At 45.5% G+C, this 14,747-nt stretch carries 11 protein-coding genes; 4 read left to right on the top strand and 7 right to left on the bottom strand.

Annotated elements, in window-relative coordinates; genetic code table 11:
• Positions 1-137: 137 nt before the first annotated feature.
• On the bottom strand, positions 138-893 hold the full coding sequence (locus AC1DP6_RS04150) for an MBL fold metallo-hydrolase (protein ID WP_477053702.1): 756 nt from the start codon (positions 891-893) through the stop codon (positions 138-140).
• A gap of 78 nt (positions 894-971) precedes the next feature.
• Between AC1DP6_RS04150 and AC1DP6_RS04145 the strand changes: the two genes are divergently transcribed.
• Positions 972-1,190 carry a phosphatase PAP2 family protein gene (locus AC1DP6_RS04145; protein WP_477053701.1) on the top strand — a complete coding sequence of 73 codons (219 nt, stop codon included), beginning with the start codon at positions 972-974 and terminating at the stop codon, positions 1,188-1,190.
• Between the two features lie 57 nt (positions 1,191-1,247).
• On the opposite strand, the gene AC1DP6_RS04140 is transcribed toward AC1DP6_RS04145, so the two are convergent.
• The 3 genes from AC1DP6_RS04140 to AC1DP6_RS04130 are packed head-to-tail and all read right to left on the bottom strand — an operon-like array spanning position 1,248 to position 7,239.
• On the bottom strand, positions 1,248-2,582 hold the full coding sequence (locus AC1DP6_RS04140) for a sulfatase-like hydrolase/transferase (RefSeq protein WP_477053700.1): 1,335 nt from the start codon (positions 2,580-2,582) through the stop codon (positions 1,248-1,250).
• Positions 2,583-2,591: 9 nt separating this feature from the next.
• Positions 2,592-4,169 (bottom strand): RagB/SusD family nutrient uptake outer membrane protein, encoded by a 1,578-nt coding sequence (locus AC1DP6_RS04135; protein ID WP_477053699.1) that lies wholly within the window; start codon positions 4,167-4,169, stop codon positions 2,592-2,594.
• Positions 4,170-4,191: 22 nt separating this feature from the next.
• Positions 4,192-7,239, bottom strand: a complete 3,048-nt coding sequence (locus tag AC1DP6_RS04130; RefSeq protein WP_477053698.1) for a SusC/RagA family TonB-linked outer membrane protein — start codon at positions 7,237-7,239, stop codon at positions 4,192-4,194.
• A 232-nt stretch (positions 7,240-7,471) separates the two neighbouring features.
• On the opposite strand from AC1DP6_RS04130, the gene AC1DP6_RS04125 reads away from it, so the two are divergent.
• The gene (locus AC1DP6_RS04125) at positions 7,472-8,320 is read left to right on the top strand and encodes a hypothetical protein (protein ID WP_477053697.1); all 849 of its coding nucleotides are present in this window, start codon (positions 7,472-7,474) and stop codon (positions 8,318-8,320) included.
• A gap of 51 nt (positions 8,321-8,371) precedes the next feature.
• On the opposite strand, the gene AC1DP6_RS04120 is transcribed toward AC1DP6_RS04125, so the two are convergent.
• The 3 genes from AC1DP6_RS04120 to AC1DP6_RS04110 all read right to left on the bottom strand — a co-directional run bounded on the left by AC1DP6_RS04120 (position 8,372) and on the right by AC1DP6_RS04110 (position 12,870).
• Positions 8,372-8,941 carry a hypothetical protein gene (locus AC1DP6_RS04120; RefSeq protein WP_477053696.1) on the bottom strand — a complete coding sequence of 190 codons (570 nt, stop codon included), beginning with the start codon at positions 8,939-8,941 and terminating at the stop codon, positions 8,372-8,374.
• Positions 8,942-9,048: 107 nt separating this feature from the next.
• A complete protein-coding gene (locus AC1DP6_RS04115) occupies positions 9,049-10,950 on the bottom strand; it encodes an ATP-binding protein (protein WP_477053695.1) in 1,902 nt (633 codons plus the stop codon).
• A 3-nt stretch (positions 10,951-10,953) separates the two neighbouring features.
• Positions 10,954-12,870 carry an ATP-binding protein gene (locus AC1DP6_RS04110; protein WP_477053694.1) on the bottom strand — a complete coding sequence of 639 codons (1,917 nt, stop codon included), beginning with the start codon at positions 12,868-12,870 and terminating at the stop codon, positions 10,954-10,956.
• Between the two features lie 310 nt (positions 12,871-13,180).
• Here AC1DP6_RS04110 and AC1DP6_RS04105 point away from each other — a divergent pair, with 310 nt between their 5' ends.
• Together AC1DP6_RS04105 and AC1DP6_RS04100 are read left to right on the top strand one after the other, a co-directional pair.
• On the top strand, positions 13,181-13,921 hold the full coding sequence (locus AC1DP6_RS04105) for a hypothetical protein (protein ID WP_477053693.1): 741 nt from the start codon (positions 13,181-13,183) through the stop codon (positions 13,919-13,921).
• Positions 13,899-14,735 (top strand): SUMF1/EgtB/PvdO family nonheme iron enzyme, encoded by an 837-nt coding sequence (locus AC1DP6_RS04100; RefSeq protein WP_477053692.1) that lies wholly within the window; start codon positions 13,899-13,901, stop codon positions 14,733-14,735. Before AC1DP6_RS04105 ends, AC1DP6_RS04100 begins: the two co-directional genes overlap by 23 nt.
• Positions 14,736-14,747 lie beyond the last annotated feature (12 nt).

The raw sequence follows: 14,747 nt of genomic DNA, 5'->3' as shown, positions 1-14,747 counted from the left end.
TAGTGCTGGTGTAAAACTTAAATTTAACGATTTTTACACCAGCACGAACGTTAAAAGCTATTGAAGCGAATGAGATACGCGAATTATTCTATCCCGTAATCATTCGCTTCAATAGCTTTCTGCCTTCTGCTTTACGCTCACTTCACGTACCAATCTCGCAATCTCACGTCTATTCCTTTATTGCCTGCATCTACCAGGCTTTTGAATTTATTCACATCGCTGAAACCATCTTTACCACGGTAGTGATAAGGATACACTATTTTAGGTGCGAAGGCCAGTACTGCATCGGCAGCTTCAGGAACGTCCATCGTATAAGGCAGATTCATACATACAAAGGCGATGTCGATATTTTTCAGGCTACGCATTTCCGGAATGCCCTGGGTATCGCCGGAGATATAGATGTTCTTTTTGCCGTAGTTCAGCACATATCCATTACCTCTGCCTTTGGTATGCATGGCAGTAGCACTTTCCGGGATGTTATACATTGGAATAGCGGCGATGCCAATACCGGACAATGATTTTTTATCGCCGTTTTTCAACACAATCACCTGGGCTTTATCCGCCGAGGACATTTTATCTGCTACCACCTGTGGTACAATGATGATCGTTTTAGCTGTTTTCACCGCTGCAATGGAAGCCGCGTCAAAGTGGTCACCATGTATATCGGTAACCAGGATAATATCCGGTGCTGTCAGCCCGGTATATTTGTCCGCACCACCAGTCGGATCCACGTAGATAGTTGTTTTACCAGCCTGTAATACGAAACTGGCATGCTCAATGGGCTGTATGGTCAGCTGGCCATTGGCAACAGGAATAACGTCTGGCTTCACCCGTTGTGCAGACACTATAGCAGCCGCAAAAAGGAAGCATAAGGAAAGAAAACTGATTTTCATAAAAGGTTGATTGTAGTTACTAAAGATACCCCGTTTATCCTTCTTTTTTTATAAAATGCTACATTCGTAGCTACTGCCATGGCGGAACTATATGGAAAAGATCATCCCTGGGTACCCTGGGTGGCCTACGGCATTGCAGGACTCACCGGCGCCACCAGGCTATATGAAAACCGGCACTGGAGCAGCGATGTATGGATAGGCATGGCATTGGGGCATTTTGTAACCAAAAGCATTTTCAGACATCAGCGGGAACTGGAACACAAAAAAGCCATGAAATTATTAGCGGTGAGCTTATAATATTTAAAAAAAGGAATGGAGTGGCGATGACCACTCCATTCCTTTTTTTAAGCCTCCTTAGTTGGCTGCATTGCCGGCATACTGATCCAGCAACTGTTCCAAAGAACTTACCTTATCCGGATATTCGGAGGCCAGGTTAGTACGTTCGCGTACATCCCATTGCAGGTTAAATAACTCGATGTTTTTTACACCTGAAGTTTTATCGGCTATCCGGCGCAACTTCCAGTCGCCCACGCGGATCGCTTCCGGGGTACCGTTGTTAACATAATAAATAGGTTGATGCACAGGATGTTCCAGCTGACCGCCAAGCAATGCCGCCACCGATTCTCCATCCAGGGTTCTGCCAGCCGGCAGCGGCGCTTTCACCCACTGTGCCAGTGTAGGCAATACGTCCATACTGGTAAATGCATCGGTGATGGTTTTGCCTTTCGGCACATGATTTTTCCAGTAAACAATAAAAGGTACGCGATGGCCACCTTCATACGTTTCTCCTTTCTTACCCCGGAAAATACCCGTACTGCCTACATCCCACGGCTTAATTACTCCATCGGATGACATACGCGCCGGGTAATCAATCCAGGGGCCATTATCGCTGCTGAAAATGAAAATAGTATTATCTGCCAGTCCCTGTTTTTCGAGCGCTTTCCAGAGCTCCGCCAGGTTAGCATCTATCTCTTCAATCACATCTCCATATAATCCACCGGCTGAGTGCCCCCTGAACTTCCTGGACGCTGCCACCGGCAGGTGGGGCATGTTGTGCGCCAGGTATAAAAAGAAAGGCTTGTCTTTCTTTTGCTGCTGCACATATTTAATGGCTTCCCTGGTATATAATTCCGTTAAAGAAGTATCTGCCGGCCGGAAAATTTCCGGCGTTCTGTCTCTGTAAATTTTCAATACAGTATCGGTCTTTACATACGGAGAACGGTAATCATGACTATACAACAAACCAAAATAATGGTCAAATCCCTGCGCTACCGGGAAGTTATACGGCTGTATATCACCCAGGTGCCACTTGCCGATCATACACGTATTATAACCCACTCCTTTCAGCATTTCCGCAATGGTAACATCTTCATCCGGCAGCCCTATTTTATAGCCCGGAGGAATCGGAAAATTGAGTTGTGAGCGGGTAGGATAACGTCCGGTTAATAAGCTCACCCTGGACGGCGTGCAGGAAGGAGAAGTCACCATATACCCTGTTGCCTTTACCCCCTGATCTGCCACATGATCAAGGAAAGGTGTGCGGATCTGCGGATTACCATAACAACTCAGGTCACTGTAACCCATATCATCGGTAAGTACGAAAATTATATTGGGCCGCTGTTGCGCATACACTTCTTGTATGCTGCCCATAGAAAGCCCTGCCAGTAGACAATAGATATACTTCTTCATAAATAATAATTACCAGTTTGGATTTTGTGATAATGCCGGATCCAGGTCCCGTTCTTTTTGCGGCACCGGCCAAAGATAATGTCTCGACTTATCAAATGCACGGTTAAAAGACACTACCTGCACAGTTACCAGTTGCCCGTTATTATTCCAGGTAATGCCATACACTGGTCCTTTCATCACCGTCTCGGCTGTTTTCCAGCGGCGGATATCGTACAGACGCTGACCTTCAAAGGCCAGTTCCACCGTACGTTCATATCTCACCGCATCCCGTAACTGGCTTTGGGTAAGACCTGTGGGTAACACCGGCATATTTACATCTGCACGCTGACGTACCGCATTGATGGCATTGTATACTGTTTGATCCAGCTGGTTCAGTTCTATTTTTGCTTCTGCATAAGTGAGCAATACTTCCGCATAACGCAGCAGAACAATGTTGATACCACAGTTGGTGGGATTGACATAATCTTCTGTGTTAATATACTTTTTCAGATTGTAACCGGTGGTAGAAGCAATATAGGTACTACCAATGGCGTCTGCTGTACCACTGTTGGGCGCCGGATGAAAAATGAGTCCGGAAGGCAGCACATCCCCGTCTACAAACAAGCTGTATCTCAGGCGGGGATCCCGGTTATCGTAGGGATGCAACGGATCAAAGTTGCTGCCACCGGCATTGATGTCTTTACCGTCTTTAGTCTGGTATGTATCCGCAAGTACTTTGGTGGGTACATAAGAGCTGTTGCCATTCTTCTGGCTATATGGTGCCAGGATGCTGAATATGTTGTTGGGATAGTTGTCCTTGATGAACTGTTTATCCAGGATCACTTCCTTGTTATTTTCTGCTGCGTAGCTGAACAATTTCTGGTAGCTGTCGTACAGCGTATAGCCGAGACCATTAACTTCCGCGGCGGCATTTACTGYCAACTGATAGTGACCCGCAAATAAATCAGCACGGGCTTTTAATGCCCAGGCCGCGCCGCGTGTAATACGGCCTTTATCGGCCGCAGCGGTGTAGTTGGCTGGCAACAAAGCAGCAGCATCAGTTAATTCCTTGTCGATAAAATCGTAGATCTCAGACACCGGTGTTCTTTTCAGGACCCTTGCCTGCTCCAGTGTAATGGAAGTTGTTACGAGTGGAACATCTCCATACAAACCAGCCAGTTTAATATACTGATACGCACGTAATGCTTTGGCTTCGCCCTTAAACTGGTTGATCAGCGCAGGGGTGACAGTAGTTACCTTGTCTACATTTTCGAGGAAATAATTGACTGCATGAATGCCTTTGTAAGCACTCTTCCACTCTCCATATACTTTAGCACTGGATTGGTCATAGGTGCCCAGTTCCACGTACGCCTGCACATCAAAGTTTTGGTTGGTATGCCCGATATCTGTCAGTGCATCCAGTGCCAGGATGTTGGTACTGTCGAGATCCTGGTATAATGCGTTAACAGCTAACTTTGCATCGGCTTCTGTTTTCCAGAAAATATTCACAGCGAGCCTGTCGGTAGGCGCAGTATCCAGCAGGTTCTTGTTGCAGGCTGCCAACCCAATGGCGAGAAAAAGAAATATACTTCTATTAACTAAATTCATAACAATTCATTTTTGCACAGTATTAAAACTGCAGGTTAATACCAACGGTGTACAGCGAAGTTTGCGGATAGTAGACCGCCCTACCGGATTCTGCTTCCGGATCCAGGTTCCATTCATTCAGTTTGGAAATGGTGAACAGGTTGGTAGCCGATACATAAATTCTTGCACTGCTGAGAAATGCCCGCTGACTGATGGCTGCCGGCACATGATACGCCAGCTGTATGTTTTTTAGCCGGAGATAAGAACCATCTATGACCAGCCTGTCGGAGGTGGCTACGTTGCGCAAATCGTACTTGAGAGGTCTTGGAAACCGCGCATTGGTATTTTCCGGTGTCCAGTAATTGTTGGTATAGATCTTATGCGTGAAACCTTCCTGGTTACCCATTTCCGCCAGTGCACCGGATAAGCGGGTATCTACTTTAGCAGCGCCCTGTATCAGTATGTTTAATTCAAAACCATTGTACTGAATGCCGGCATTCAAACCAAAAGTATATTTGGGAAAAGAAACGCCGATGTTGGTCATATCGTTGGCATCAATTTTACCATCGTTATTACGATCTACATATTTTACGTCACCGGGTTTGGTGTTGGCTGCCAGTGTCGGGTATTTATTAATTTCCTCCTGGGACTGAAACAGGCCATCTGTCTGGTACCCCCATAGTGTGTTAATAGGCAGCCCGGTTTTGATAATATAACGGGGATCTATATCCGAACCTGTAATATAAGGCCCGGTTCCTTTCAGATCTGTTACTTTATTTTCATTGTAACTAACGTTAGCGCCTATATTATAACGTACTTTTCCCGTTTGTTTGCTGCTATAATTCACCGCTATTTCCAGTCCTTTATTTTCCACGGCGCCGGCATTCTGTGGTGGTGCATTTAATCCTACGGTAGCCGGAATGTCCAGGTTCAGCAGGATATCGGAAGTAAGCTTGCGGTAATAATCAGCGGTCAGTGTCAGTCGGCGGTCAAGGAAAGCCGCATCCAGACCAAGATCCAGCTGCGTAGTGCTTTCCCAGCCCAGGTCTGTATTGGCAAGTGTGGTTTGACGATAGCCCTGCACCGGTACCCCGTTAAAAGTGTAGCTGGTAGACGTGAGCGCATCGTAATAGCTGTACAGGTCTACCGACTGGTTACCGGTAGTACCATAGGAACCTCTCAGCTTTAAGTCGTTGACCACCGGCAATAACGGTTTAAAGAAATTTTCCTGTGCTATGCGCCATCCGGCGGAGAAAGAAGGAAAAAAGCTATAGCGTTTATTATTGGCGAAACGGGAAGAGCCATCGTAACGGCCATTTACTTCCAGCAGGTATTTACCGGCATAGGCATAGTTGATTCTGCCAAAATAAGAACGTAGTCCGTATGCCACATCACTGCCGGCATTACTTTTGGTACCATCGTTGGTGCCTTGCCCGATGGAAGTGATGTCGTTGTTATAAAAACGTTCGCGGTAAGCGGAGAGAAAAGTTTGTTTGTTGCTGATCTGCGAATAACCGGCCAATGCTTTCAGGTCATGTTTACCAAACGACCGGTCATAGGTGAGCAGGTTGTTCCAGGTATATTCCCGCAGGTTGTTACGTACTTCTGTCAGACTGTTATTCGTTACCGTTTTGGTGATGTTGGTATTCTTATCCGTATTCGTATAGGCGTTAACGAAATTCTTCTGTTGTGTGTATATGACACGGGCGCCGAATTGCGTGGAGAAACGCAGGCCGCGAAGTAGTGCTACATCTCCCTTTACATTCCCGTTGAAGTAATCTATCGCCTGTTTTGATAAGCCTCCAATTTCATCAAACATAAGTGGGTTGTTACCTTGTGTGCTCAGCCCATAGGTACCATCCGGATATTTGGGTACTGCCCAGAGCGACCCATGCAGCATATTATTGAAAGGCGCCACAGATGGCGCATTAGAGGCATTGTTCTGATAATGGATATCACCACCAAAGTGGAAACGGCTACTGACAGGAACGTAGTCTGTATTCAGGCGTACTTCACTGAGCTGGTTACTGTAATTTTTTACAATACCCTGCTGATCCTGGTAACGCACGCTCATCCTTGTTTTCACCACTTCGTTTCCACCTGCCAATGATAAATTGTGGCTTTGCTGGGGCGCTGTTCTCAGCATAGTCTGGAACCATGTGTTAGGCATAGGATATTTATATCTGTCCGTTGCATTTACATATTGCTGAATGGATTCCTCTGTAAACCTTGCCGGCACTGCTACACCGGCGTTGGTATAAGCCGCCACCTGTTCCCGCATATAAGATTCTATATCCATCATTTCGGGTTTGTTGATGCTTTGCTGCCAGGCGTAGTAACCATTGTAGTTAACGGTGACTTTGCCCGCCTTTGCTCTTTTGGTGGTAATGAGAATAACACCGTTGGTAGCCCGCGAGCCGTAGATAGCAGTGGATGCTGCATCTTTCAGTACAGAGAGTGATTCAATATCTTCCGGGTTGAGATAGGCCATTTGTTGTTCTATCCCATCTACAATCACAAGTGCATCATTTTTGCCGAGGTCGTATCCACTGGTGCTGCTGCTGTTGATATTAAAAGTAGTGATACCTCTTACACGAATGGTAGCGGCTGATGCGCCGGGGGCGCCACCTCTGTCGAGTACAGTTACACCTGGGGCAATGCCCTGTAACGACTGCTGTATATTAGATACCGGGCGGCGGGTGATATCGGCGCCTTTGATCTGTGATACGGCGTTGGTCAGATCACTTTTCTTTTGTGTGCCATAGCCTACTACCACTACTTCTCCCAGTGCGGTTTCATCCTCGGACAGGCGCAGGTCGATATGATCGCGGCCATTGACCGGCACTTCCAGTTTCTTAAACCCGATACCGCTAATCAGCAGGGTATCGCCGGGAGCAACGGAGATCGTATAGCGTCCTTGCCCATCTGTTACGGTACCTGACCTGGAATGTTTGACAAGGATATTGATGCCCGGTAGTTGCTCGCCCTTACCTGATTTTACCTGTCCCGTAACTTTCAGTGGTTGCTGGGCCAGGGCAGTAAAAGATAATAGCATGGCGATGCCATACATGAAAAGTGAAAGCTTTTTCATTTAGTTGTAAATGTTAGTTTGATAGCTTTTATCAGCCGGAAGTAATGTTGGTCCTGTATTTTTTCATTGACAGGGGCAAAAATATATTTTATAGTCTACAAATCCTATAGGGTAATAATATTTTTTACGGAAAGTTAAAAAGAGGTACTCCGTAGTAACAGGAGTTCAATAATTAAATAAACGTCCTATATTGTTGTTGCACCCGTATCATCCACCCTAATGCTATACCCACATGAAGTCATTACGCTTCTTACTGATATTTTTTTTCTCCGCCGCTACAGTGGCTGCGCAGGAGGAACCCGATGTAACCCGCATTACCGACTCCATTGTCCGGGAAGCCAACCAGCTTTACCGGTCTGAAATGGCATCCTGGTATGGTACTGATATCTTCATGGAAAGATTTAAAGCAAAACATGAACATGCTGCCGGATATTTTTCCTACCGGAATAATGAATTATACAACTGCGTCTTCTTTTCAAAAGGAGATCAACCCAAAGTATTGGCAACGATTTCGTTTGACAGTACCTATGATATACAAAGGGCCATTGTATACGGAGAGGAGCGTGAATTTACACCGGAAGAGCAGACGCTCTATATACTCCGGAAAAAGGTGTCTGAGGAAATCAATAATAACGGAGATGGCTTCTTTAAATTCTACAAAAACAGCAAGTTAAATATTGTTCCGATCCTACAACCAGGTATTAAAAAAGTGTATGTATTTACAGGCACTTCTGCAAATGGAGTGGTACTTTTCGGGAATGATTATTTGCTGACTTTTGGAGATGACAATCAACTGCTCACTAAAAAGCGATTGCACCAAAGCCTCATCAGCACCGAGCTGGGAGACTCCACCAGGATAATAACGGGCGGTGTACACACCCACCTGGCGGAAACAGGTGATTTTATCACTGCTACCGATATATGTACGCTCCTGTCGTACCAGTCCATCACCAACTGGGAGCAATACTATGTGATCTCCAGTAAATATGTATCTATCTGGGATTGCCGGAAGCGACTACTGGTCGCCATCACAAGAGAGGCATGGGAAAAGATCAACAACCACCAGCGTGGGAAAAAATAAAGCGTTTACAGGGGCCGTTACTGACTGTTCTTACCAGCCCCTGTACATTCACTATTTAAACTGACTCATATCCGCAAAAAACGCCACATTTCCACTCATATCTACCTTGTATGCGGCTGGTCTTCCTTTTTTATCTGTCAACTCTATGAAATAATTATCCGCATCATCAAACTGCATCCCATAAAGGATCATATCTGTTTCATTGTCCTCGTTATCGTCAAAGAAAATAACTGGTGCCTGTTCATAATTCGAAAAATGTTTCCTGATTTCTTTTTGTCCGGCTGCCGGCAAATCATTGAATGACGCATGTGAAGTAGTCCCTACCAGTTGTGCATCGTTATCATAGTACGCAGACATTTCCCCCCCTTTTGCATTAACAAAAGTAGCTTTGTCGAAATACGCGTCTCTTGTCCAGCTAACGTCCGTTACATTACCGAAGTCCACGGCAAACTGCTGCTGGGAGAATGAACTGATATCCTTTCCTTCCAATGCTTTTAGCGTAATTTTTTGCRCATGACGTTCCTTACGCATTTCTTTATGACTGACTGCGGGGCCGCTGGTTTGCGCGTAAAGGGAGCACGCTGCGATAGAGAAAGCAATTGACATGATTACCTTTTTCATGATGGCAAAATTTAAATGTTAACAAATAAAAAATGCAGCACGAAGGGTTAAGTGGTATCATGATAACAACACGATATCGGCCTGGTTCAAAACGTTATGTTAAAAAATTATGCTTCCTGCGATGGCAGGGTATAAACAAAGGCAAACGTATCCGGAGCTGCTGCCTTTACCTCCAGGTTGCCGTTCATTTTAGTCATAAAATCGCCACCCGTAACCAGCATCAGTTTATCCTCCGGTTGTGGCAGATCCAATAAACCCAGCAGTGCCGGGGTAACAGCAATGGGCTGGCCTTCTACCCGAACGATTGTTCCTCCATCATGTTGTTCTGCTTTGATCCGGATGGTACCACCATGACCGGTAAGGGTTATGATTTGTCGCAACAGGGTACGATGTACAAACTGCAGCATATCGGGATCAGCAGCTACGGCCGTTGCTGACAGAACCTGTATGTCGATGCTGAGTCCTTTACTATCCGCATCGGTCTGCATGCTATCTATCACTTTCGGAAGCATTTCTGTGATGTCACAAGCAACGGGATGAAACACGAAGTCAGAAAACTGTGATTTAATCCACCGAAGGATGCCATCAAAATTATCCAGGGTGACGCGGGAATCCTGTTCTACCCGTACAATGCTGCCCAACAGGGCCTTACGGTCATGTGTACCGCGTTGCCATAACATGGCAGTTTCGATGATATCTTTTATGGGTGCCCGAAAATCCTGTGCTATCAATGATAACAAGCGGTTCTTAAAATCATCCCCTGCCTGTAATCGTGTATTCTTTTCCGTGATACCGGCATTCAATGTCGCCAGGGCTATGGCATACCGGCGGGAAGCATAATAAGATAGACAGTAGATAGCTGTAAAAACAAGTAATAGTATCAGCAGGGATAATAAAAATATCAGCAACCACCGGTGGCTGGTTCTCTGCAAATCACTTTGAACAATGGCTTGTTGCTGCAGCTGATCGGTAATTTGTAATTCCTGCATTTGCTGTTCTTTCAGGAAATAACTGATATAGTCTACCACAGGAAGTTTGCCTGCTTCGGATTGTTCGAATGTGGCCAGCTGCCGTATCGATGTACCATAAAGCCTCATTCTTCTCCAGTCCCTCTGCGGCAAATAATGAGCATATAAGCCCGGAGTTACATCCATGATAGATTCATTGTCACCTATTTCTTTCGCCAGGTAGAAAATTTTCTCCGCATAAGCAATAGAATCTACGTTGTATCCCATGTGCATGATGTCCCCCTTCAAATGAAAATACGCGGTAAGGGATTCATCGGGTAATCCTTTCTTATATGCTTCTTCCGCCAGTTCATTGATGCTTTTTTCTGTTTGCGCAAAGGGTTTGGTTTTTAACCGGGTCATGTATTCAAATAGTCTGGCTTCATACCATTCCATGCTATAAGGATGTTTGGCAGCAATACCGCTCAATTCTTTCAGCGCCCATTTTACAGAATCACTTTTAGCAGGATCTTTCCAGTAGTATTCAAGATAATTAACCAGATCTACTTTATAATCGCCTAATTCAGGATAGCGGCTGCCCAACAGCAAGGACTGTTGCTCATATTCCTGTGCCTTACCCAAATTGCCTGCTGCCCGGTAAGCAAGTGCCAGGTTACTGAGATCTATACTGATGTTTCCTGAATCACTTATCGCCTTATCTATCTGTAATGCCTTGTAATTATATACGATGGCCAGCTTGGTATTTCGTTTTCTTGTATAAAACAAGGCAAAGTTCGTATATGCATAAGAGATACCTTTCTCGTTACGTAGCCTTTGGGATATTTCAAGGGCTTTTGTGGCATACCAGAAACAGCTATCCATGTTGTTGCGGTGATGAAAAAAAGAAAGACTGTTCAATGTTTTTACGTATTCACTGCTGTCTTTTGCCTGGTGCAGTTTTTCATGTAACTGCCGGAAGTTGTCTGTTTGGGCAAACGTTGTTTGCCAACTGCTAAAAACAGCCAGGCTATATAACAAATATTTTAAGCCTTGTGGTATCATCGTTTATTGCAATTGATGAGGTTTTACAAGGAGCAATGTATAAGAAAGCAATGCTCCTCCTTCAGGAAGATTGCCGGCTTTTATTTCTCCGTTCATCTTATAAATAAAGTCACGGCAAATGATCAGCGCTAATCCTGCACCCTGCTGCTCACCTGTATGTTGCTGGTTATTGTATTCAAACAAATGTGGCAACATATCTTCCGGTATACCGGGCCCCTGGTCAGCCACCGATAAGGTCATATGGTCCATGTCTGTGTTGCTGCAGATACGCAGTATTCCTTTCACCGGAGAAAACCTGACGGCATTATGAATCAAGTTACGATGTACGAACTGTAACATCTCCCTGTTTGCCCAAACAGCAGTGGTATCAGGAATGCTGATGTCAATCTGCAACTGTTTACCGCGGATAAGACTTTCCATATATTGAATAACTTCGGGGATCATGTCTGCCGGTTTACAGGCTTCCGGCGTATACACAAATCCGGAGGACTGGGAGCTGATCCAGGCCAGTATATTATCAAAGATCTGCAGGGTATAACCGGCAGTACGTTCCACCTCTATCATCCACCCGGTGGCTTCTTCTGTGGTTAGCACTTCTTCTTTCAGAAAAACGGCAATATTAATGATGTTGCTAAGTGGTGCTCTGAAATCATGTGCCACCACAGACACCAGTTTATTTTTGAAATCGTCATGTTCCTGCAGCAGCTTGTTTTTCGCCTGCATTTCCTGGTTCTTCACAGCGAGGAAACCGGCATTTCTTTTCATCTTTTTATATGCCCGGAAAAAGTACCAGCCTGTGAGTGTAGCCAGCACCAGTAATATGGAAAGAAATCCTGCCAGGTACAGCCGTCCCCTGGTTTCCAGTTGTTGTTTATATAACAATTTCTCCTGGATGGCACGTTTCATCTGCAAGGAATGTATATCATGCTGTTGGGTATAAAAGGAGAGATAATCCATTTCACCATCAGATTTAATGGCGGTTCTTTTCTCCAGGATGTCCAGTAGTATACCACTGTAGCGTGCAGCGCTATCCGGTTTACCGGCTTTTGTGTACCAATCAAACAGTTGGATAACATAAGGCAGCATGCTGGTCTGGTAACCTCCTCTTTCAGATAAGGTAACCATCTGCGAGAGGTATTGAATAGAATCGGCCTGGTGGCTGGCGGCCCTGGTAGCGGCCATCAGGCGGCATGCATTCATGCCGGTATAGTTATAACCCTTCGCTGAAGCAAAGGCAATCAATGACGACAATTTTGTTTCGGCAGCAACGGTATCCTTCTTCCGGAGCAAATCCTTTATGTCCAGCAAGTCCAGCTGAAGTAGGGCCGGCTGATCAGCGTGCCGGGTAAAGATATTGCGGGCGGTTGTTACTGCCCAGTGAACGGAATCTTCCTTTTGCGGATCATTCCTGTTTACGCTGGCATAATGCGTTAATGCCAGGGCATACACACTATCATTCCTGAAACGATGTCCTATCTCCATCGCTCTGCCGGCGTAATCCACTGCAGATGCGTGCTGACCGGACTGCTGATAATATGCACTGATACAAACATATATCTGGCCTATTCCGATGCTATCGTTCAATTTTTCATAGGCCTGCAAAGCATCCATGTAATAACGAATAGATAAATAGTAGTTATTATTCTCCCCATAATAACTACCGAGGGCCTGCCATGCATCTGCCTTCCCTTTTGTATAATCCAGCCGGGTAGCAATTTCCCTGGCTTGCTTAGCATAGAAAAATGTGGTATCCAGCTTTTTTTGCTGCGCTAAAATAGCCTGGTGATTCAACTTGTCCACATAATGCATACTGTCCACCGATATATCCCGGGCATGCAGTAAACCTGCATAACATAGAAAGCAGATCAATCCGAAACCTCTCCACACGGCCTTCTTCGGTTTGATTGCGTGAATGATCATAAATACCTGCGTGTTTGGTGAACAATGACTATCACTATTATTAGTGAGCAGCATGAATGGTATGCATAAACGGTTTATTCCCCGGAGAGCCCGTTGGATATGTTTTTCAATAGTATGTTGAAAGATAATAGTGTATAATCAGACAATGCGTTTATTTTTCTTAATATCCTGTGATTAACGTTCGCTTAACGTTAATTGCTCCTGAATATAAGAAATATTATTTAGATATGAGGCCTTCTCTTTTGAGCCCAAGGGAATTGTTTGGCAATTCTTCCCCACTGTTTTATCTTCCCGCAAATTTTCCGATATCATGAAAAGAATTGTAGCCATCCTTGTTTTGGTAGCCGCCTGTAATAGCAGCTTTGCACAGGAAGCAGAGGTGTACCAGGAACCCAGTAAAGAAACCGTCGCCTACCAGGAATACCGCGAAAAAATAACCAGGCCGCCATATGGGCTGGAGAAAGTGTTGATGATGATAAAAAAAATAGCCGGCAATGACGAAAACATGGCGCTGAAACAGAAAGACTACCTGACATTATCCCTGCGGGAGAAGTTTACCTATCATATGATTAACGCGGAATCGTATAGCCAGAACTGCGATGCCATGCCACCCGTGATGGATGCCGAGAAAAAAATCTTTGCACAGCTCCCGGATGCATTCGGTGAATATAGCTGGAGTGAACGGCAACTGAATTTCCTCCATGCCAACCGCGACTCCGTGATGGCATTAATCACCGAATCAATTGGCAGAAGCAACCGGGTAGGTGTGAATTATAAAAAAGCCATTATTGAAATCAATGGCAGGGAAATGATTCCTTTGCTGATCAGCACTTATAACAGGGATCATAAAGACAAAGATATTCTTACCGTGCTGATGATCCTGATGAAAAACAATGAGTACGCACATTTCCTGACTTCTGCTTCCTACAAAAAATTATATGCAGACGGAGAGAGCAGCTATCATGCTTTTCTCAATTTCAACACCGCCAATGAAGAGCTGATCATACAGCGGGCAAACAACTTTTATAATGCACTTCCTAAAAAAGGTTAGTAGTGTACTCCTGCTGCTGGTCAGCTTTCATGCAGGGCTGGCGCAGGACAAATGCGGCTATGTGCTGGTACCCAAAGGGCACTACTGGATCGGCAAAAAACAACATACGCTGAATCCACGGCGGCAGGTGAACACTGACTCTTTTTATATCGCCGCCTGCGAAACCACCAACCGGCAATTTGCCGCATTTGTGGCGGCTACCGGCTATGTAACAGACGCAGAGCAACGGCATGATGCCCTCGTGTTTGTTCCGGGGCTGCGGGAATTTGAGTGGCATAACGACAGCACCGCGTTCTGGCGTTTCCCCAATGGCGTTAGTATTGGCGGCATTGAAAATAAAATGGATCACCCGGTCACTACCATCAGCTATAAAGATGCCCTGGCCTATTGCAAATGGGCCGGGGTAAGACTGCCTACCCTGGAGGAATGGGAAATAGCTTCCCGTGCAGGTGCTGCCACCGATTATTTTTTCGGCGCCACCAATGCCCAGATCGGCCGCTACGCCAATATCTGGCATGGACAAGACCATTTGCAGGCCGACAGTTCAGACGGTTATATGTATACCTCACCCACCGGCAGTTTTCAACCGAATGCTTGGGGACTGTATGATATGTATGGTAATGTATTTGAATTCTGTTCCGGTAAGGTACTCCCCAATGAAAGTCTTACCGTGGCACATGCCCGTGGCGGCTCCTGGTGGTGCAGTAAGACGGCCTGTTCTTTTTTCAATTCTACTGATATTGGCAGGGTGAACAAGCGGGCGTCTTTTAGCAACCAGGGGTTCAGGGTAGTGAAAAAAAGTGCGGGACAATAGCTGCTCTTTCAC

It is taken from the genome of Chitinophaga sp. 01L420 (genome assembly GCF_056399985.1).
This window is presented reverse-complemented; position numbering and strand designations above follow the sequence as displayed.